The 20528-nt window shown below is 36.0% G+C and carries 19 protein-coding genes and 2 pseudogenes; 15 read left to right on the top strand and 6 right to left on the bottom strand.

What is annotated here, in order from left to right; genetic code table 11:
• The first annotated feature begins 21 nt into the window (after positions 1–21).
• From AC0IWE_RS24185 to htpG, 13 genes and pseudogenes are all read left to right on the top strand, one after another.
• Positions 22–3132 carry an efflux RND transporter permease subunit gene (locus AC0IWE_RS24185; protein WP_471795066.1) on the top strand — a complete coding sequence of 1037 codons (3111 nt, stop codon included), beginning with the start codon at positions 22–24 and terminating at the stop codon, positions 3130–3132.
• 1 nt (position 3133) lies between these two features.
• Positions 3134–4444 carry a TolC family protein gene (locus AC0IWE_RS24180; RefSeq protein ID WP_471795065.1) on the top strand — a complete coding sequence of 437 codons (1311 nt, stop codon included), beginning with the start codon at positions 3134–3136 and terminating at the stop codon, positions 4442–4444.
• A 202-nt stretch (positions 4445–4646) separates the two neighbouring features.
• Positions 4647–5453, top strand: a complete 807-nt coding sequence (locus AC0IWE_RS24175; RefSeq protein WP_471795064.1) for a hypothetical protein — start codon at positions 4647–4649, stop codon at positions 5451–5453.
• On the top strand, positions 5419–5838 hold the full coding sequence (locus tag AC0IWE_RS24170; RefSeq protein WP_471795063.1) for a hypothetical protein: 420 nt from the start codon (positions 5419–5421) through the stop codon (positions 5836–5838). The genes AC0IWE_RS24175 and AC0IWE_RS24170 overlap by 35 nt, the downstream gene beginning before the upstream one ends.
• Positions 5839–5843: 5 nt before the next feature.
• A complete protein-coding gene (locus AC0IWE_RS24165) occupies positions 5844–6260 on the top strand; it encodes a hypothetical protein (RefSeq protein ID WP_471795062.1) in 417 nt (138 codons plus the stop codon).
• Positions 6261–6265: 5 nt separating this feature from the next.
• Entirely contained in the window at positions 6266–6688 is a 423-nt protein-coding gene (locus AC0IWE_RS24160) for a hypothetical protein (protein WP_471795061.1), read from the top strand.
• A 5-nt stretch (positions 6689–6693) separates the two neighbouring features.
• Positions 6694–7098, top strand: a complete 405-nt coding sequence (locus AC0IWE_RS24155; protein WP_471795060.1) for a hypothetical protein — start codon at positions 6694–6696, stop codon at positions 7096–7098.
• 172 nt (positions 7099–7270) lie between these two features.
• Complete coding sequence (locus AC0IWE_RS24150; RefSeq protein ID WP_471795059.1) at positions 7271–7759, top strand: hypothetical protein; 489 nt, start codon at positions 7271–7273, stop codon at positions 7757–7759.
• Between the two features lie 109 nt (positions 7760–7868).
• Positions 7869–8135 carry a hypothetical protein gene (locus AC0IWE_RS24145; protein ID WP_471795058.1) on the top strand — a complete coding sequence of 89 codons (267 nt, stop codon included), beginning with the start codon at positions 7869–7871 and terminating at the stop codon, positions 8133–8135.
• Between the two features lie 117 nt (positions 8136–8252).
• Positions 8253–8645: a response regulator gene (locus tag AC0IWE_RS24140; protein WP_055903245.1), complete on the top strand. Its 393-nt coding sequence runs from the start codon at positions 8253–8255 to the stop codon at positions 8643–8645.
• A 91-nt stretch (positions 8646–8736) separates the two neighbouring features.
• Positions 8737–9336 (top strand): annotated as a pseudogene (locus tag AC0IWE_RS24135) (DUF4241 domain-containing protein); the annotation flags it as partial.
• Positions 9306–9473 (top strand): DUF4241 domain-containing protein, encoded by a 168-nt coding sequence (locus AC0IWE_RS24130; RefSeq protein ID WP_471795057.1) that lies wholly within the window; start codon positions 9306–9308, stop codon positions 9471–9473. The pseudogene AC0IWE_RS24135 and the gene AC0IWE_RS24130, both read left to right, overlap by 31 nt.
• A gap of 613 nt (positions 9474–10086) precedes the next feature.
• Positions 10087–11973 (top strand): annotated as a pseudogene (gene htpG, locus AC0IWE_RS24125) (molecular chaperone HtpG).
• Between the two features lie 146 nt (positions 11974–12119).
• On the opposite strand, the gene AC0IWE_RS24120 reads toward htpG, so the two are convergent.
• Positions 12120–12614 carry a type I restriction enzyme HsdR N-terminal domain-containing protein gene (locus AC0IWE_RS24120; RefSeq protein ID WP_055903247.1) on the bottom strand — a complete coding sequence of 165 codons (495 nt, stop codon included), beginning with the start codon at positions 12612–12614 and terminating at the stop codon, positions 12120–12122.
• Positions 12615–12633: 19 nt separating this feature from the next.
• Positions 12634–13008 (bottom strand): hypothetical protein, encoded by a 375-nt coding sequence (locus AC0IWE_RS24115; protein ID WP_055903248.1) that lies wholly within the window; start codon positions 13006–13008, stop codon positions 12634–12636.
• Between the two features lie 348 nt (positions 13009–13356).
• On the opposite strand from AC0IWE_RS24115, the gene AC0IWE_RS24110 reads away from it, so the two are divergent.
• Entirely contained in the window at positions 13357–14100 is a 744-nt protein-coding gene (locus tag AC0IWE_RS24110) for a LytR/AlgR family response regulator transcription factor (RefSeq protein WP_055903249.1), read from the top strand.
• A 5-nt stretch (positions 14101–14105) separates the two neighbouring features.
• On the opposite strand, the gene AC0IWE_RS24105 is transcribed toward AC0IWE_RS24110, so the two are convergent.
• Positions 14106–14252, bottom strand: a complete 147-nt coding sequence (locus tag AC0IWE_RS24105; RefSeq protein WP_471795056.1) for a hypothetical protein — start codon at positions 14250–14252, stop codon at positions 14106–14108.
• A gap of 159 nt (positions 14253–14411) precedes the next feature.
• On the opposite strand from AC0IWE_RS24105, the gene AC0IWE_RS24100 reads away from it, so the two are divergent.
• Positions 14412–15512: a sensor histidine kinase gene (locus AC0IWE_RS24100; protein WP_471795055.1), complete on the top strand. Its 1101-nt coding sequence runs from the start codon at positions 14412–14414 to the stop codon at positions 15510–15512.
• Here the strand turns inward: AC0IWE_RS24100 and AC0IWE_RS24095 are convergent.
• The 3 genes from AC0IWE_RS24095 to AC0IWE_RS24085 all read right to left on the bottom strand — a co-directional run bounded on the left by AC0IWE_RS24095 (position 15509) and on the right by AC0IWE_RS24085 (position 20471).
• The gene (locus tag AC0IWE_RS24095; RefSeq protein WP_471795337.1) at positions 15509–15715 is read right to left on the bottom strand and encodes a lantibiotic dehydratase C-terminal domain-containing protein; all 207 of its coding nucleotides are present in this window, start codon (positions 15713–15715) and stop codon (positions 15509–15511) included. The genes AC0IWE_RS24100 and AC0IWE_RS24095 overlap by 4 nt on opposite strands.
• Positions 15716–15734: 19 nt before the next feature.
• On the bottom strand, positions 15735–18308 hold the full coding sequence (locus AC0IWE_RS24090) for a thiopeptide-type bacteriocin biosynthesis protein (RefSeq protein WP_471795054.1): 2574 nt from the start codon (positions 18306–18308) through the stop codon (positions 15735–15737).
• A gap of 162 nt (positions 18309–18470) precedes the next feature.
• Complete coding sequence (locus tag AC0IWE_RS24085) at positions 18471–20471, bottom strand: OmpA family protein (RefSeq protein WP_471795053.1); 2001 nt, start codon at positions 20469–20471, stop codon at positions 18471–18473.
• Positions 20472–20528: the final 57 nt, after the last annotated feature.

Here is a 20528-nt window from a genome sequence, read left to right as displayed (position 1 = left end):
TCATTTGGTTAAGCAGTAATTATGAGTATCTCAACCACGAGTATAAAAAGGCCGGTTTTGGCCATTGTGATGAACTTACTGATTGTTCTTTTCGGAATAATTGGTTATACCTTTTTGGGTGTTCGCGAGTATCCATCCATTGATCCTACGGTGGTTTCGGTAAGAACATCTTACCCAGGTGCAAACTCCGATATTATCGAATCGCAGATTACCGAGCCATTAGAAAAATCGATCAATTCAATTGATGGAATCAGAAACATTTCATCATCCAGTAACCAGGGCACGAGTAATATTACCATAGAGTTTAATCTTGATAAAAATATTGAAGAGGCAGCGAACGATGTACGGGATAAAGTATCGCAGGCTGCGCGTACTTTACCTAAAGATATCGATGGTTTACCGGTAGTAAGCAAGGCTGATGCCAACTCTGATCCGATTTTATCAATGACGATACAGAGCGACAAACGCAACACCCTGGAATTAAGTGATTTTGCTGAAAACGTAATTGCCGATCGGATACAAACCATCCCAGGCGTAAGTAGCGTACAAATTCAGGGTCAGCGAAAATATGCCATGCGGATTTGGATGGACCCAAATAAATTAAGTGCTTACGGTTTAACCTCTCAGGATATTGTAACCGCTTTAGATAATGAAAATGTTGAGCTTCCATCCGGAAAAATCACTGGTGCAACCACTGAGTTAACCGTTAAAACTTTAGGAAAACTGACTAACGAAAGTGAATTTAACAACCTGATTTTAAAAACAGACAGCAACCAGGTAATTAAATTAAAAGATGTTGGATATGCAGTTTTAGGGCCAGAAAACGAAGAAACCATTTTACGCGAATCGGGCAGGCCGATGGTGGCAATTGCCATTATCCCCCAGCCCGGAGCAAATTATCTTGATATCAGTAAAGAATTTTACAACCGCTTTGATAAATTAAAAGCAGATATCCCGCAGGATATTAAGCTAAAGGTTGCATTAGACAATACACTTTTTATTAAACGCTCTGTTACCGAAGTTGCAGAAACCATTGGTTTATCGCTGGTACTTGTAATTTTAATTATTTACCTGTTTTTTAGGGATTGGGCAATTGCATTCAGGCCATTAATTGATATTCCGGTATCATTGGTTTTCACTTTCTTCATCATGTACGCTTTCGGATTTTCGATTAACGTATTGAGTTTACTCGCCATTGTACTGGCAACTGGTTTGGTGGTTGATGATGGTATTGTGGTTACCGAAAATATCTTTAAAAAAGTAGAAGAAGGAATGTCGCCATTTGAAGCGGCCATTAAAGGCTCGAACGAGATCTTTTTTGCCGTAATATCCATCTCCATTACACTTGCCGCAGTATTTTTGCCGGTAATTTTCTTGCAGGGTTTTGTTGGCCGGTTATTTAGGGAGTTTGGCGTAGTAATAGGCGCAGCAGTGTTGGTTTCGGCTTTTGTATCACTTACCTTAACGCCAATGTTAAATGCCTACCTGATGAAAAAAGGCGGGCACAAGCCGTCAAGGTTTTACAATTGGACAGAACCTTATTTCGTAAAATTAAATGATGCTTACGAATCAAACCTGAATAAATTTTTAGATAAAAGGTGGTTATCGATTCCGATTATATTGGTTTGTATGGGCTTAATATTCTTATTCTGGAAGGTTTTACCAAAAGAAACCGCTCCATATGATGATAGGAGTGCCATAAACATCAATGCCACTACGCCAGAAGGCGCATCTTTTGCGTATACCGATAAGTTTATCATGAAACTGAACCAATTGGTGATTGATTCTGTTCCTGAAAAAAATGTAAACATTACCATTACCTCACCCGGTTTTGGTGGCTCGGGATCTGTAAACTCCGGTTTTGTAAGAATGGGTTTAACCGATCCTGAAGACCGTGTGAGATCACAAAAGGATATTGCTGACATGCTGACCAGGATTACAAAAAAGTATACTGAAGGTAAAACCATTGTTAACCAGCAACCTACAATCTCGGTTGGTCGTAGGGGTGGCTTACCGATCAGTTACATCATCCAGGCGCAAAATTTCGAAAAGTTAAGGGAGAAAATTCCATTGTTTATGGATGCGGTTTCGAAAGATCCAACTTTTACCGTGTCGGATGTGAACCTTAAATTTAACAAACCTGAAATTAATTTAACCATTGATCGTGATAAGGCTAAAAATTTAGGGGTTTCCATATCAGCCATTGCACAAACTTTAAATCTAGGGTTAAGCGGTCAACGTTTTTCTTACTTTTTTATGAACGGGAAACAATATCAGGTAATCGGACAGTTTGATCGTGGAGATCGAAAAGATCCGCTCGATTTAAGTTCTGTTTATGTGCGTAATGATAAAGGCGAACTCGTTCAGCTCGATAACGTAGTAACGGCCAAGGAAGAAAGCAGTCCGCCACAATTGTACAGGAATAACCGTTTTATTGCCGCTACTGTTTCTGCTGGTTTAGCACCGGGTAAAAGTATTGGTGAAGGTATAGATGCGATGGATGCGATTGCCAAAAAAGTATTGGATGAAACCTTTTCTACCGATTTAAGTGGAGAATCGAGAGATTTTAAAGAAAGTTCTTCAAATACCTTTTTTGCATTCGGTTTAGCACTTTTACTTGTTTATTTAATTCTTTCGGCACAGTTTGAAAGTTTTAAAGATCCAATTATCATCATATTAACCGTACCAATGGCCGTTGCAGGTGCATTTTTATCCCTCTGGTTATGTGGGCAAAGTTGGAATATTTTTAGTCAGATTGGTACCATCATGCTTATTGGTTTGGTAACCAAAAACGGTATTTTAATCGTCGAATTTGCCAACCAGTTAAAAGAACAGGGTATTCCTATCCCCGAAGCTATTCGCGAAGCTGCTGTTTCGCGTTTACGGCCAATTTTAATGACGAGTTTGGCCATTGCAATCGGTGCCTTGCCTATTGCACTTGCTTTAGGTGCTGCCGCAAAAAGCAGAATGAGTATGGGAACCGTAATTGTTGGTGGTACATTATTCTCATTGGTTTTAACCCTATTTGTTATCCCTGCAATTTACTCTTACTGGGCAAAACCATATAAACCGAATAAAGAATTAAAAGAAGCCCATCGTTTTGAACAAGAAGCTTTACATACAGAAGAATAAGATGAGCAAGAAATTAAAAGTATTTATCCTGCTGTTAAGCTTATCCCTTTCGGGCTTTGCACAAGAAAAGCTGAGCCTGCAGGAAGCCATTACAGTTGCTTTACAAAACAATTACGATATTAAGATCAGCAAAAACCAGACAGATATTGCAAAAAACAATGCCAATATTGGAAATGCTGGTATGCTGCCTAATTTAACTGGTAGTTATACCAATGGTGGAAGTATACAAAATACGCGACAAACACCAGCCACTGGTGCCGACCGTGTAATAACCGGAGCAAAAAGCACCAACAATAGTTATGGTGCCGATTTAAACTGGACCATTTTTGATGGCTTTAGCATGTTTGCCAATTATGACCGATTAAAAGAACTGCAAAAACAAGGCGAATTAAATGCACGTTTAACCATTTTAACCACCGTAGCTGATGTAATTACCGCTTACTATGATATTGTAAGGCAACAACAGCTGGTTATTGCGGCCGATAGTGCGATGGATGTTTCGGTATTGCGTACTAATATTGCAAAAACTAAATTACAACTTGGCCGTGGTTCTAAACTGGATGTTTTGACCGCGCAGGTTGATTATAATACAGATACCTCAAACTATCTGCAAACTAAAAATGCTTTACAAGTAGCTAAAGTTCGCTTAAACCAATTAATGGTGAGGGATATCAGCACTGCCTTCTCAGTAGAAAATACAATTGATGTTGACAAAGGCATTTTGTTTTCTAAAATGGCAGAAATGGCTGAGCAACAGAATCCAAATGTTCAAAATGCATTTATCAATCAGCGTATTGCCTCATTAACCTTAAAATCAGTACGCGGCGCAAGGTATCCTTCTATCAGTTTAAATTCTGGCTACAGCAGGGCAAACAGTACCAGCCCAACTGGCTTTAACCAAAAGTTTGCAGCAAACGGTTTTACTTATGGCGTTACTGCAAGTTTAAATCTTTTTAACGGGTTTTTACAGCGACAACAAGAACGCAATGCGAAGATTGAAATTGATAATTCGACACTTACATTAAACAAAACAAAGCTTGATGTTAATTCGCAATTGCTTACCGCCTATCAAAATTACACTACCTACCTCGACCTGATTAAACTGGAGCAGCGAAATGTAGATATTGCTAAAGAAAACCTGGATATCACTTTAGCAAAATACCGATTGGGCAGCATTGCACCTTTAGAACTCAGAGAAGCACAGCGCAACGCCATTGATGCGCAAAACCGTTTTATAGAAATGCAATACCAGGCCAAAATAGCCGAAACTACATTGAAAGAAATCAGTGGAAATATAAATTTGGGCAATTAATTTAATCAAGAATTGCTTATTCCTAAATCAATCATCAACCTATTTTGCTTTATAGATTAGCAAAGTTATTATTCGTGTTTTCCCGTTTTTATTTGTAATTTAACTCTTAGTTATAAAAACCATTTATTGTTGCCCTACATCAATAAATGATAACTAAAAATTTTTACGCCCAATTCCCTGTTGAGGCATTATTGTTTATACTATGGAAAACGGCATAATAAATTATTTTCGAATGCGTTTTGCAATGCTGCAAAACCAACCTTTAACCGGCGGCATAGTTGCTAAAAACCTGCGGATTAGCGATAATGGCAGTGGCGAACTCAGCTTATATGGCGATTTTACCATTACCCTGAAAGTTTTAGATCTCACCACTAATGGCGCACCAAACTTAAATAGCCTGATGACTTTTACCCAACAGGTAATTTCGAATAAGTTAAGAGGCGGTGGGTATAAAAGCGGGATACGTTTTTTTAAATTTAACACTATAAAAAAGACATTCGATTTTCATAAAAACCATACTTATTCCCTGCGCTATAACTTTAACTTTATGGTAAACGTAATACAAATTAATATGTTAAGCCAGCTAAAGGGAAATGATTTTGTGTTGGCTATTGTAGATAGTATTGGTTATCAATTTACTGATCAATATGGAATGAAACATATTTCAGCGGGACTCACGAATGGAACTGGTGGTCCGGCGATAGTATGTTATGATTACTGGCAAAAAAACAAGCATGTTGGCGTTCATGAATTTTTTCACACTCTGAGTTTACGTGACATTGAAGATAATAGCAAGAAAAGCAGATTAATGTATCATCTTGGAAATAATATTGGCAATGAAATAACGGATACAGAAAAGGGAGATATGATGCAATATATCTTAGGTGAGATTGATAATATGACGAAAAATAATTATTCAAACATTAACTTGAATACAATATACCGATTAAAAAGATTTTTAAACGATTCAACCAATGGGTTCAAATATAATAAAGCTAAGTTTCGTTAGTTTATTGCTAATTTCAATTCTATCGTGCACAACTAAACCTAAAAAGACTAAAAATGTAGCTGTCACAAAAAAAGTGATTGATAACTGTAGATACTCCGCATACGATGCTCACCAAATTGTCTCTAATCTTGGTTGTTGGAACTGTCACTTAAGAATTTCACCTGAGCAAAAAGATGACCGTGGATGGGCCACTTTTAATGATTTAGCAAAAATGGATAGCCTAAAGCTTGTAACTTATACTTTTGAAAAAAAGCACAAAGGCTGGTTTAGTAAGACTGGTCCATATAACGACGCAAAAATGGATACATTAAGCGATTGCGAAATAAAAAGTGTAATTCGTTATATAAAAGATTTCGGCAGAGATATCCCAATGTCAAGCCAATAACGAATATGGTTTCAAATATAATAAAGCTAAGTTTAGGTAGCTTATTGGTTCTTTCATTCTATGCTTGCAAGAACTCACCAAAGAAAATTAATAGCATAACTCAAATAAAATCAATTGACACTTGTCGCTATTACAGATACGATGCTGGTCAAATTGTGTCAAATCTTAGCTGTAAATTTTGTCATTTATCACCTAATCTTCAAATTAAAGATGATAGAGGCTGGCCAACATTTCGAGGCTTAGCTGCTATGGACAGCTTGAAACTTATAAATTATGTATTTACAAAAAAACACAAAGGATGGTTTAGTAAGGTTGGGCCGTACAAAGCGGCAAAAATGGATACATTAAGCGATTGCGAAATAAAAAGCGTAATTCGTTATATAAAAGATTTTGGCAGAGATATCCCAATGTCAAGCCAATAACGAATATGGTTTTAAATATAAAAAAGCTAAGCTTAGGTAGTTTATTAATGCTTATGATTATATCATGTAATAATCAGTCTGAACATAATGCTAATGCTGTCATCGTTAATAAAAAGCTTAAGGATACCTGTAAATATCAAGCTTATGATGCACATCAAATTATATCAAATCTTAGTTGTAAATCCTGCCATTTATCTCCAGATATAGAAATAAAAGATGATAGAGGTTGGCCGACGTTCCGCGGATTAGCTAATATGGATAGTTTAAAACTTGTTGATTATGTATTCACTAAAAAACATCAAGGTTCATATAGTAAAAACGGGGCATTTAAAACAAATATTATGGATACCTTGAATGATTGCCAAATAAAAAGCGTAATCCGCTACATAAAAGATACTGGAAGAGATATTGCTGCACCTTCTCAATAATTGATATGGTTTCAAATATAATAAAGCTAATTGCAGGTAATCTAGTCCTCACATTGGTTCTTGCCTGTTCAAATAAGATAAAAAATAATGAGGATGTTAAGAAAAAAAAAGCTGATACCTGCAAATATTATAAATACGATGCTCATCGAATAGTTTCCAACTTGGGTTGCCATAACTGCCATGTCCCTTATGGCGATAGAATGGATAAAAATATTTTTACTTTCCAAGAAATATCTAGTATGGATAGCTTAAAACTGATTGATTATGCTTTTACAAAAAAGCACAAAGGTTGGTATAGTAAAAGTGGAACATTTAAGGGTTCTAAAATGGATAATTTAAGCGATTGCGAAATAAAAAGCGTAATCCGCTATATAAAAGATGCAGCCAGAGCTATTCCTTCTGCACACTAAATAATTTGCAGATATATCCTAAAATCTACGCGAAAAAAGTCATACCATATAGATTCTCTGTTCGTCATTATTTCCAATTGGAAGCACAAATTTACTTGATGCAAAGGTTTAATAGAAGTAAAGAAATTATTGCAATCTTGAAATTCTACAATTAATTTTTATATTTAATCCCATGATACTTGTTGCAGATAGTGGCTCATCAAAAACCGATTGGATGGGCTATCATAATGGCGAAACCATTAAATTTAGCACGCCTGGAATAAACCCTTATTTCTTAAGTGAGCAAGAAATTACCAAACTGATTTCTAAAAATGAATCATTGTTCCAATACGCAGAAGAAGTAAAGGAAATTTATTTTTTTGGTGCCGGCTGTTCTTCGCCAGATAAACATGAAGTGGTTTCGAATGGCTTATCAGCTGTTTTCGAAAATGCCTTTATCTCTGTAGATCACGATCTTTTAGGTTCAGTTTATGCCACTTGCGGTAACGCCGAGGGTTTAAACTGTATTTTGGGTACCGGTTCGAACATTTGTTATTTCGATGGAAAGAAAATTCACGACGGTCACCATGGTTTAGGTTACGTGCTAGGCGACGAAGGTTCGGGTACTTTTTTCGGAAAAAAGGTACTGCTCAGTTATCTTTACAACAAGATCGCCTCCTAATTTAGCAGCAGAGTTTAAAAAAACCTTTCCAGCAGAAAAAGAGCAGATTATCACAAACGTATACCAAAAACCTTTTCCGAATATATATTTAGCAGGCTTTAGCCGTTTTATGGCCAACCATAAAGACCACCCATTTATTCAGGAAATTTTAAAAACAGGCTTTCAGGAGTTTGTTGATACCAATGTTAAAGATTACCCTAAACATAAAAATGTTCCCTGCCATTTTGTTGGTTCTATTGCATATTATTACCAGGAAACATTAATTTCTGTATTAATTGAAAATGGTATTGAGCCCGGAAAAATTCTGCAAAAACCAATCGAAGAACTATTCAATTTTATCCTGAATAAAGAAGGTATAGTACAACAGGCAAGTTAAATTAGAAATCTATTTTTTCGGCAATTATAAATTTATTGTTAAAATATTCTTAAGATTGTAAACATAACAACACAAACTTTTGTTATTATTTTAACAGCATACAAATTGCTCACACATATGAAGAGAATACTGGTAGTAGATGATGATATTGAGGTTTTAGAAACCATACAATTGATACTGGAAATCGGAGGTTTTAAGGTTTCGGCACTTAATGATGGCGAAGAAGTTTTTAACAGGATCGAGAGTTTTAATCCAGATTTAATTTTACTTGATATCTCTCTTGGCCATATTGACGGACGTGTTTTATGTGAACAGTTAAAATCAATAGAAAGCACATCGAAAATTCCAATTCTGTTGATTTCCGGCTTATATGATCCAAAAGATTTTACAACCCTAAATTATGGTCAGGATGATTTTTTATCAAAACCTTTCCAAATGGATGTATTGCTTAAAAAAATCACTAAAATTCTTTCTCTAGAAGAAGATAAACCAAGTTTTCATCTGAATTAATCGTAATTCAACCAAAATACATAGCCAGGCAGACCATAAATCTCTCTGGCTTTTTTATTTTTACATATATCTATTTTCTAAAATAAACACAATGGCACCAAGTGAAACATGGTTAAAAACCTGGAACGAAAAACGTAATTTATTAACCTGTCCAAACAACCTAAACGATTATTTCGAAGAAACAAGAGTAGCCGGTAAAGAAATCGACCACCTTGAACTGGGCAGTGTTTCCATCCCAACGGGAGAAATTTTGGTTCGTGATCCATTGGTGTACATTCAAAAAGATGCGGAGCCCTACACCATAAAGGTTCCTGTAGGTGTATTTCCGGTAACGGCTGCCGTTGTAGTTCCTGATGGGGAAGATTGTGCCCGCTATGCGGCTGTTAAAGTGCAATTTACGGCTTATGATGCCATACGTTTTGAAGAAGCACTAATTGGCACGGAAGACCTGGTTGATTTTAATGAAGGCGAGTTTTTCGGATTTAATGTTGATGCAGGTTTGGCTTGTGTTTTGGACAAAGAAACATTGAAACATTTTTGCGCTTTTCAAGATAAGTTTCATAACGAAAATCCTGGCAAAAACCTTTACGATGATTATTTCGCACTGCTTTTTGCTGCTAATTATGCCGAAAATCCGATTTATCAACGAGAAGACGGAGATTGGATCAATTGGAAAATCCAGGAACAGATTATCATATTCCATTTTTTCAAAGTGGCTTTGGTGATGGTACCTACCCTGTTTATTATGGTTTTGATATTGAAGGCAATGTATGCTCGTTGATTATCCAGTTTATTGATATTGAGTTGGCTTATACTGAGGAAGAATAAATTACGATTACTAATGATGGTATGTGCGGCATTATCATTTAGTTAAGCCTTGCAAAAGCAAAAAATAATTTAACCACAGATTGGAAGGATGCGCACAGATATGAAAATCTGTGTGCATCTGTGTACATCATAGGTTGAAATCCTTAACTTAAGAAACCTTGTTATGTGGGACACAGATCATGGATTTTGAATCGACTACTGTGAAAAAGTCTTCAGCTCCGCTACCATATAAGTTATCCCTCAGAATGATAGCCAAAAAAGAGAATACGTAGAGAAGACAAAATAAATTTTCCGTGATTTCGGTGTTTCCGTGGCAAACGCAATAAAAAATACACATTAAGTAGCTATGGTTAATTCATGATTAAAATCCTGAAAAAAGTTCAGGAAGACGCATGAGATGAAGCTCCTTCGCTTCGTCGGCTGAAAAAGCCTTATCGCCATGACGATGCCCATAGGATATTCATTCCTTAAAATTATGTCATAGAAATACTGTCATTGCTTTCCTGACTACAGTATCAAAAGATGACGAACCCTGCGGCTGTCATTTTGGCAAACAAATCCTTTTGGAACAACCCTTGATATGCAGCCTATAGATTAAACAATTTATTTACATATGAGCATACAGGAAAAAGGAAATATTTCGATACATACCGAGAATATTTTCCCGATAATTAAGAAGTTTTTATACTCTGATAACGAAATTTTTCTTCGTGAGTTGGTTTCTAACGCAGTAGATGCAGTTCAGAAAATTAAAAGACTAGGTTCATTAGGTCAGTTTAACGGAGAAGTTGGCCAACCATTGGTACAAGTTGCCGTTGATAAAGACGCAAAAACCATTACCATTAGTGATAACGGTTTGGGAATGACTGCCGAAGAGATTAAGAAATACATCAACCAGGTTGCATTTTCTGGCGCAAGTGAGTTTGTTGAGAAATTTAAAGATGCTAAAGATGCCAACGAAATCATCGGTAAATTCGGTTTAGGTTTTTACTCTGCTTTTATGGTGGCGGATTGAGTAGAAATTCAAACTTTATCTTACCAGGATGGTGCAGAACCTGCACGTTGGGTTTGCGATGGCAGTACAGAATTCGAAATTACCGAAGGCACTAAAACTACCCGAGGTACCGATATTATCCTTCACGTGAACAAAGATTCTGAAGAATTTTTAGCAGAAAGCAAACTTCAGGAAATATTAGATAAATACGCTAAATTTTTACCTGTTCCAATTAAATTTGGCACTAAAACAGAATCTGTTGAAGATGGTGTTGATGAAGAAGGTAAAGCTAAATTTAGTGATGTGGAAGTTGATAACATCATCAATACCACTAACCCAATCTGGACCAAAGCTCCTGCAGATTTGTCAGACGAGGATTATCTAAGCTTTTACCGTGAGTTGTATCCGTTTAGCGAAGAACCTTTGTTTTGGATTCATTTAAATGTTGATTATCCTTTTAATTTAACAGGCGTATTGTATTTCCCTAAGTTGAAAAACGACTTCGAAATGCAACGTAATAAAATCAAATTATATTCACGCCAGGTATTTATTACCGATGAGGTTAAAGATATTGTACCAGAATTCTTGATGCTTTTACATGGTGTAATCGATTCACCTGATATTCCTTTAAACGTATCGCGTAGTTTCTTACAGGCTGATAGCAATGTTAAAAAAATCAATAACTACATCACTAAAAAGGTTGCTGATAAATTAGCGGAGTTATTTGCGAAAGACCGTAAAGCATACGAGGATAAATGGAAAGACATTGGTTTATTTGTAAAATACGGAATGATTAGTGAGGAGAAATTTTACGATAAAGCAAAAGATTTTGCTTTGGTTGGAAACACTAAAAACGAGCTTTTCACTTTACCAGAGTATAAAGAGAAGGTTACTGCATTACAAACAGATAAAAACGGCTCAGTAGTTTATCTGTACACTAACGATGCTGCTAAACAAGATGCGTTTATCCAATCGGCCAATAAAAAAGATTACGATGTTTTGGTATTGGATTCGCCAATTGATAATCACTTTATTAATCAGTTGGAGCAAAAATTAGAAAAAACATCAATTAAACGTGTTGATTCTAGCGTTGCAGATAATCTGATTGAAAAAGATGAGCAAAACGAGCATGTTTTAACTGAAGATCAGGTAAAGGAAGTAACTGCAATTTTCGAAAAAGCCATTACCAAACCAGGTATGCAAGTAGAAATTGTGGCTTTACACCCTGAAGAATTGCCTGTTACCATTACCATGGATGAGTTTATGCGCCGCATGAAAGATATGGCTGCAATGGGTGGTGGTATGGGCTTTTATGGGCAAATGCCAGACAGCTACAAGGTTGCCATTAACGGAAACCACAAGTTGATTACCAAGATTTTAGCATCTGATGAGGCTGAGCAAAGTACACTGGCTAAACAAGCAGTAGATTTAGCACTATTGGCACAAGGAATGTTAACAGGAGCTGAGTTAACGGCATTTGTAAGCAGAAGTGTAGCACTTATTTAAGCAATATTATATTAATACAATAAAGGGAGAAACCAATGCGGTTTCTCCCTTTTTGTTTTTAAGGCCGGACATAAAAAAAGTCCCGATTGGATCGGAACTTTTAGGTAAGAATTTTCGGGAACTCTTAGATTAAAATTAATATATTTTTAGCTTGCTAATGGCGTTTGTTTTTGATCTACGTTAAAATAATCTTTATGTTCTTCGATCATTTTAGCAATTGTAGCAGCTTTGGTATCCGTTATTTTAAATTCAAACAAAGGCTCTTGATTTTTCTTTGATCTCACCATTTTCTCTGTGTAAAAGCGGTAAACAAGGCCATTTGTTAATAAACCGTATTTAGCTTTTGTTTTACGGAAATACTTAGATAAACGTGAATCATGGATATCTAAATTTTCGTTGTGGTGTTTGCATTCAACTAAAATTGTTGGCTCACCATCTTTCATAATGGTGTAATCTACTTTTTTACTTTTTTTAACTCCAAAATCTAATACAGCTTCAGATTGAACTTCAGATGCATCGAATCCTAAAATTTGGATAAAAGGCATTACGAGTGCATTCCTTGTCAGATCTTCAGATTGAACCTGTGGAAGCATTTTCTTGATTCTTACGGCAAATTGCCCGATTTCGTCTTTTAATTCCATGATATATCTTTATAGATGGTTAGTTTTTTAAGTTATATTGATTGAATACAGAATTTGCTGTAGTGATAATCCTGTCTAAACTTTGTTTATCAAAAAAGTTCCTATTCAACATATCCACCATGTAAGTCAATTTGTTGATATCTGTTGAATTCATGGTAAAATGAAAGCTTTTTAAACCGTCTTTAATGGCCTGCTGAACAAAATTGCGAACAACTAAAAAAGATTTTCTGAAGGCATAATCACCATCAAGTTTTCCTTTAACCAATGCAGGTAGATCAAGATTGCTATATTCATTTTGCATTCTCTGGTACATATCTGCGTTGATTCCGTTATTTTTAAGAATCCCTTTGTAGTAGATTTTATTTAGCAAGTATTCGTATTCGTTGTGTTTCATTTTGGCGGTAGATAGATGTAGGGAATATTTTTCTTCTTCTTTTTTAATTCTTTAAGTTTTATTAAAATCTAAAACCCAGTGTTGTATGGCCTGTTTTTATTTTCTTATCCACAGGCTACACAATATTGGGCAGGTAGATGTTTATTTGTTTTTGGCAAACAGTTTAAAGATTAGAAAAAGAAGTTTACTGGGTAAGTTTTTTACATCAACCCTATAGAATATTACACGAAACCCATCAGTTTATTAGACGAAAACAGAATGAAGATTTTTTTAGGCCCTATGGCTAAATCAATTCATTTTTATTTAACTTGCATTCAAATCAAATAAAACAAACATATTTAAATAATCATGAATCTAAAATGCGTTGTTATCGACGACGAGCAACATGCAATTGAGGTGTTAACTGACCACATTGCGGAAATGCCTGGGCTAACAATTTTTAAGACCTTTACCAGCCCCGTACAGGCACTTACTGAAATAAGCACTGATGATGAGATTGATTTATTGTTTATGGATATCGACATGCCCGGAATCAATGGATTGGAGCTTGCCAAAAATATCAGGGAAAAAGCAAAGTATTTAATTTTCACCACCGCACATCCTGATTATGCCTTACAGGCATTTGATGTTCAATCGGATCAGTACCTGCTTAAACCAATTTCTTTCGCAAAATTTGCGCTTGGTATAGACAGGATCCTGAAGAAAGAAGCGAATAGCGCCAAGCCTTCTTCAAAAGAACCGGATCAGGTGGCTGCACTTTATATTAAAGGCGACCACAAATATGCTTTTTCCAATATTGCGATTGATGAGATACTGTATATTAAGGCCTTACAAAACTATATACAGATCATTACCAAATCCGAAACGCATACTACTTATCTTACACTCAAGGAGATCGAAAAAGCCTTAGAAAACCATGCTTTTATAAGGGTTAACAAATCGAACATCGTTGCTAAATCGGCCATTAAAAAGGTAGATGGAAATATTATCCGCCTTGTAAATAATGAAATGATTCAGATTGGCGAAGGTTATAAAGAAACTTTCTTCGCTTATGTGCAGAATAGCTTATTAAAATCTAACAGAAATCAATAGCAATATTAAATTGCAAAAATCCAGGTAGCGTTAGTTACTACAGTTTGACTTTGATCACCAGTTGGGTGTGTTGAATAGTTGTTTTGAGATTTAATGTTTTTATAAACGAAAACAGTTTTTTTAGCAAGTTTAGTTGTGTTTTGAGCTTTCATGATATAATGTTTTTAAGTATGTATTTTATTGTTGTTATTAATTTCTGTAAAGGTGCAACTCAAAACACAACGCAACTAGTTTTTTACACAAAACCCTCGATTTAGAAGACAAAAACCCTAATTTAATAGATAAAAAGCAATAAAATGATCTTTTTTTACTTGAAAAAATTCCTTCAAAAATATAAACTCCATCTCTTTATTTGGAGTATTTATATCATTTATGAGGTATTTGTACTTGGTTTGGTATCGAGATCATTCAGGCCACCGGGTGTTTATCTCCTTATTTACTTAAGCAATATTACAGTATTTTATACTCATGCTTTTTTTCTAAATAAACTGTTAAGTAATAAAAATTTAAAGTTAATACCAGTAAAAATTTCGTTACTCATAATTCTTAATATTGGTGCGTATACTTTGTTTAATTACTATTCCGGATTGGTATTTATAGAATTAGATTTTATCAAGATAAGTGGACCTGTTTCTTTCAACCGAGATTTTTTCCTAACCAGTGTTTATCGTTCTTTATACTACATCGGCTTTGCCACGGGTTATGTATACATTAAGAAATCTTTCCAGGATCAAAAGAAAGTTGAAGCATTGGAAAGACAGAACCTGGTTACCCAGATTGAGAAGCAGGCTTTGGAAAACGATCTGGTTCAATCGCAAAATAATTACCTCCGAAGCCAGATTAACCCCCATTTCCTGTTTAATACCTTAAATTTTATTTATAACGATGCCCGCAAAAAGGCGCCAATGGCTGCTGATGCCATTATGAACCTGGCTGAAATGATGCGCTATGCATTAAAACGACCGGAGGCATCAGAAATGGTTCCCATCAGTGAAGAAATTGAGCAGATAGAACATTTAATTAACCTGCATAAGCTCAGAACAGCCAATACGATTAATCTGGAACTTGAGGTAACAGGAGATTTATTCGGATTAAGGTTTCCACCGCTTATTTTGTTAACGCTGGTAGAAAACATATTTAAACATGGCAACGTTTCGCACTCTACCCAGCCTGCACTTATCAAAATTACCTACCAAAACGATCACCTCAATATCACCACCATAAATATGATCAATGATAATAAAGGTAAGCAGAGCGAAAGTCACCATGTAGGTATAGAAAACATTGCGAAGCGCCTAAGCAATTTTTATGGCAAAGATTTTCTGTTCAAGTATGATAAAGATCCTTTAAACAGGTACATTACCGAAATTTCGGTTGATATTGTTAATCCACTGGCCAGGCTAAACCGTTAAGCACCAATTGCATTTCTGCGTTGAAAATCTTTTAGCAAAAAGTAATACATTACCATTTCATGTGTACGCGGATCTTTATTAAAAAGTCTGTTTACATGCATGTGCATTAAATCGCCAAATAATTTAACCATTTTTTCGGTTTTAACCTGATTGAGGCAATTGATAAATGAAGCAGCAAATACTTCGAATTTTTGTTGTTGTATGGCTGTAAACGCTAAAATCTCAGCTTTCCTGAATTCCTGATAATAGCTGTTTTAACTGTTTAAAATCTGCCGCTTCCAAACGATGTTCCTGGTTAAAAGAATCTGAAAACAACCTGATCATTTTGCCTGCCGCCTGCTGATCGAAAACTTTTGACTGAACAATGTTTGCTACCAGATCTGAACAGTATTTATACTTGTTAAAATCATCAGGTTGAGTTTCGAAAAGTGATAACACAAAGTCACTGTCAGCAGTAAAATGCTGTTCAACACTTTCTATCATGGTACTGCCATAACGTTCAAGCTCACGTTTATAGCTTTTTATTTGTACATCTGATATCAAACCGGCATTTAAAAACGGAGCCAGATCATCCATTAAACCGGAGGTTAATATTTGTGCATTGCGGTAATCATTCAGCAATAACCTAAACCGGATATGGTTTCCATTTTCATTGTAACGGATAAAAAACCATTTTTTAATCTGGGCAGCATGTTTTGCCAAATAAGGGTTGATGATAGTGGCCAGAATTTGATCGGATCTTTGTTGGTGACAATAAATTTCGAAGTAAAGCCATTCTTTTCCTGGAGGAAAATAACGCGTAACATTGCTATGATCTGAAGGATTGCTTAAGCCGCCATAAATCTGCTCCTGATGGGCGATGCATAAAACGAACTGGGCCAGATAAGGCTTTGCGCTTTCATCAACCACAACATTGTTTTGAGGCAGGTAAAATTCTTCAATGTAAATGCTGGTTTGTTTTTGCATATATTGAAGAAAAGCGTTAATATCATCATCATGCTGCAAGACAAAACATAGGGTTTGATCGGATAAACCGGCTTTAAAATAATTGCTCACCCCTAAATTTTGAAGGTATTTACGGCAAAGCTCGATGGATAAGTATTTTTGATCTTTTTCTAAAAGTGCTTCTTTTTTAATGCGCCATTTGCTCCTGCTTAGAACAATATTATGGTATTGCAGGCGTGGATAATAATCGAGATCAGGAAAAAGGCTTTCGAGCGGTAATGATAAACTGGTTATTACACCCTGGTGCTGCAAATCGCATAAAAGCCTGAATACTGATAAATCAGACCGGGAATAATTATATGCCGAGGCCATTCTAGGTACCAAACGTTTATTCAGGAATTTGGAACGAAGAATTACCTCAGTACCGATAACAGAAACCTGAATATCGTTTAAAGCGAGCGGTTGGGCTGAAGTATCAAAATTTAGGATGGATAACTGATGATTGTAGATCAATTTCCGTCGGTTAACATTATCTACATTGGCTTCTACCATGTAGGCCACATCGAAAAACAATACATCAGGGTTTGCATCCTGTTCGGCATTGGCAACGCTTTTCGCATAATCTTCAACAGCATCGTTAGCCATGGTAAACCTTCCTGTTAATGCATTGGCAGTGGCTCCACCAATCTGTTCTGCAAAAATCAGATCGTCATGCACAGCCATTATCATACTGGTCGAATTGGGTAAAGGCCGTGGTTTTTCGTTTAACTGAAGTTTAAGTTTATTTAGAAATACCGGTTTACCTTTTTCGAAATTTTGGTTTAATGTATTTTTTAATGCGGATTTAATCCGCTCGTTATCAGCATCAGGTTTGGCTGTTTTATTCGTTAATTTAGCAATAAAATTGTCGTGCTGCCCACCCTGCTCCAGTTCATCATAACCAATCCCCATTTCAGGATCAAGGGCCAGCAGTAATGGTACTTCCTGATCTTCGAATTTCTTTTTAAACCTGCTAGCAAACTGCTTAAGTGCTTCGCGATCGTTAGCCAGTAAAATCCCTTGCAGCGTTTTAACCAATCCGGGAACAGCATATAGTAAACTTTCATCAACATTTCCAGACAGAACTTTTCGCTGTGCAATCAAATATTTTGGTAACGCTGTTGTAACGGGCATTCCTAAGCGTTCGAAATAGTCTTTTCCAATAATATTTGGGTCGTAATTGGTAAAAAGGAGTTGCAGATCGTGCATATCCTGAAGCAGGCCAAAGAGGTTTTCTACTTCATCGGCTTTTATATCAAGAGCTTTAATAAGGTCGTTAGCACGAACAGGCTGTAAACAGGCCAACAATATTTGTTTTACAAAACTGTTATCATCCAGTTCTGCCAATTCGAAAACACCATCGGTGCAGGCAATGTAACGAATACTGCCTGGTATGAAATAGTAGCTGCTATTGCTAAATAACTGGCAGTTCTTTGCAAGCAAATCGGCTATGGGTATTTGGATGTTATTTTTATACGGCCAATCAACCAGTTCACATATTTTTTGATCTTCTTCAATTACAATATTGCTTGCTGATGGTTTTATCGCATTGTTTAATAAACTAAAACCAGCAAACGTGCCATAGGGTGTTGAACGGAATTTTGCGCGGTTAAAATATTTCCAGATGGTAAAGTAAACCTTTGGTGAAAGACTTTTTAATTCATCGGCCTTAACCTCTTTTATGGTTTCGTAAAAAGCTGTAGAAGATATAGATATGGCTGCTTTTAGTTCTTCCCAGCAATCTTTGAGTTCAGATTGATAGGAAAATTTGGGTGTTCTAAAAATTACAGTCGGTTGGATATTAATCTTCATTGCGTTTTAATGGTGGTGAAAATTACAAAGATTAATTCAAAAACTGCTTATCAGTTTGTTTTTGCCAACACCAACGGTCAATATTAGCAAGGCTGCTGCACGAACAAACAAAAAAGCCATCTTCCTTAACAGAGATGGCTTAATGAAAATGTTAATTGTATGCTATTTTTTGGTTACTTTAAATTCTGTTCTTCTGTTTTTCGCTCTGCCTTCAGGATTATCTTTTTTCTTGCGTTTAACCACAATTTCGTTTGGCGCAATCGGCATCGATTCTCCATAACCTTTCGAAGTCATTCTTGCTGCGGCTATCCCTTTACTTTCCAAATAATCAGTACAAGATTTTGCCCTTCTGTTTGATAGATCGAGGTTATATTCATCGGTGCCAATATTATCGGTATGAGAGCCTAACTCGATTTCCATTTCGGGATTATCTTCCATAATCGGAATCAGGAAGTCTAACACTTTTTTAGATGGCTCTGTTAATTCTGCACTGTTAAATTCGTAATATACGTTATCCAAAGCGATTGGAATACCCAATTTAAACGGACTTAAGCAGTAATCTTTATAAATTAATGTATCTGCCTTTGCAAGTTCTTCGTAAGGATAGTTTTTAGTAATTGCAAAGTAGTTATCTTTTGCAAAAAGCAATTTAACTGGTCTTTTAGAATCAACTTTAAACTTGTAAATACCATCGGTACCTGTAGTTAATTTTTGAGCACCTTCTGCATTTGTTAGCGTTACGTTTGCACCTGTTAAAGGTAATTTTGTTTTACAGTCGGTTAAAATACCTGCAATAGAGAAGAATTCTTTCTTCACTTCAAAAACTTCTAAACAGCATGATGATTCGCGATCAGAACTGATGTATCCTTTTGTTCCTTTTTCATCTGTTGCAGTGAAATAAAGATCATCTTTTGATGAATTGAACGGATAACCGAGGTTTTTTGGTGTAGTCCAATCTACCAGATCGCCTTCAGATTCGAAAAAATCCAAACCTCCAAAGCCTATTCGACCATCGGTGCTGAACAATAATTTTTTGGTTAATGGATTGTAATATGGCGCGCGCTCATCATCTTCGCTATTAATGGTTGGCCCCATGTTTACGGCCTGACCTAAAGATCCGTCTTCGCGAACAGCACAATACCAAAGATCGTATTTGCCATAGCCACCGCTTCTATCTGATGAGAAAAGCAGGAATTTACCATCACTGGTTACAAAAGGTTGCGATGAATTAAAATCTTTACTGTTTACCTGTAAACCTGCCGGAAGTGGATCTGCCCATTTATTGCCTGTTTTTTTCGAACTGTAAATGGTATACTTTTCTTTGTCTCTCCAACCTGTAAAGTAGATTGTATTTCCATCAGGGGTAAAAGTAGCTGCAGCCACTTCCAAATTTTTAGGCAGGTTGATATCGATCTTTCTTACTGCAATATCGGCAGCAGTTAATTCGCCTTTGGCTGCATAAATATTGTTGATGAAGGGATTTGTTTTGGTTGATACCTGAATTTCTCCGGCATCTGTTTTAACCATATCTTTTTTACTGCCCACTGCAACGGGACGGGATGAAGTAAAATACAATTCGTTATTGATTTTAACCGGTGCGTAGTTAGAGCCTAAACCATTTACATTGCCAGGCACTTTTTTAATCTGCACCATACGTGGAAAACGCATTTCTTCTATCGCGAACTTGCACGATTCTACTTCCTTTTTAGCTTCTTTAGCCAAAGCATCACCCGGATTTTTTTGAATATACTGCTGAAAAGCATCTATGGCGAGGTTAAACTTTTTGTTTGCCCTTAAGCTTTCGGCATAATAAAATAAGGCCTTTTTAAAACGGGTATTGGTAAAGGTGATTGCTATGGCATAATATTTTTCGGCCTCATTAAACTCCCTGTACAACCTGCTCGATTCTGCAAGGTTAAAAATCGATCCTTCATAATCTTCCACCACTTTATCATCTGTAGCTGATTTTCTTTCTTTACCATAAGGCAAAATGGCCTGGGTACTATCGCCAGTAATTTTTAAGGCTTTTTTATAAAAGGTAGATGCCGCATAATAGTCCTTATTTTCGAAATAAGTATCTGCAACTTTTTTATAATTTACCACGTACTGTGCGTTTGCAAAACCGCCGAATGCCACTAACAAAAAGAGTAATATTTTTTTCATCTTTCTAAACTTGTTTTCAATGGTGATGAAACTATTATGGTTTTAAATCATAATAGT

This window comes from Pedobacter sp. AC402, assembly GCF_979252805.1.
Note: the sequence above shows the minus strand (reverse complement) of the source record. Positions and strands in the feature narration are given on the sequence as shown.

Coding starts and splice junctions, on each gene's coding strand:
- AC0IWE_RS24155 (WP_471795060.1), top strand. CDS start 6,694: ATGGTTTCAAATATAATAAAGCTAATTGCAGGTAATCTAGTCCTCACA.
- AC0IWE_RS24170 (WP_471795063.1), top strand. CDS start 5,419: ATGGGTTCAAATATAATAAAGCTAAGTTTCGTTAGTTTATTGCTAATT.
- AC0IWE_RS24115 (WP_055903248.1), bottom strand. CDS start 13,008: ATGAAACACAACGAATACGAATACTTGCTAAATAAAATCTACTACAAA.
- AC0IWE_RS24180 (WP_471795065.1), top strand. CDS start 3,134: ATGAGCAAGAAATTAAAAGTATTTATCCTGCTGTTAAGCTTATCCCTT.
- AC0IWE_RS24175 (WP_471795064.1), top strand. CDS start 4,647: ATGGAAAACGGCATAATAAATTATTTTCGAATGCGTTTTGCAATGCTG.
- AC0IWE_RS24185 (WP_471795066.1), top strand. CDS start 22: ATGAGTATCTCAACCACGAGTATAAAAAGGCCGGTTTTGGCCATTGTG.
- AC0IWE_RS24120 (WP_055903247.1), bottom strand. CDS start 12,614: ATGGAATTAAAAGACGAAATCGGGCAATTTGCCGTAAGAATCAAGAAA.
- AC0IWE_RS24110 (WP_055903249.1), top strand. CDS start 13,357: ATGAATCTAAAATGCGTTGTTATCGACGACGAGCAACATGCAATTGAG.
- AC0IWE_RS24150 (WP_471795059.1), top strand. CDS start 7,271: ATGATACTTGTTGCAGATAGTGGCTCATCAAAAACCGATTGGATGGGC.
- AC0IWE_RS24145 (WP_471795058.1), top strand. CDS start 7,869: ATGGCCAACCATAAAGACCACCCATTTATTCAGGAAATTTTAAAAACA.
- AC0IWE_RS24140 (WP_055903245.1), top strand. CDS start 8,253: ATGAAGAGAATACTGGTAGTAGATGATGATATTGAGGTTTTAGAAACC.
- AC0IWE_RS24105 (WP_471795056.1), bottom strand. CDS start 14,252: ATGAAAGCTCAAAACACAACTAAACTTGCTAAAAAAACTGTTTTCGTT.
- AC0IWE_RS24160 (WP_471795061.1), top strand. CDS start 6,266: ATGGTTTTAAATATAAAAAAGCTAAGCTTAGGTAGTTTATTAATGCTT.
- AC0IWE_RS24165 (WP_471795062.1), top strand. CDS start 5,844: ATGGTTTCAAATATAATAAAGCTAAGTTTAGGTAGCTTATTGGTTCTT.
- AC0IWE_RS24090 (WP_471795054.1), bottom strand. CDS start 18,308: ATGAAGATTAATATCCAACCGACTGTAATTTTTAGAACACCCAAATTT.
- AC0IWE_RS24085 (WP_471795053.1), bottom strand. CDS start 20,471: ATGAAAAAAATATTACTCTTTTTGTTAGTGGCATTCGGCGGTTTTGCA.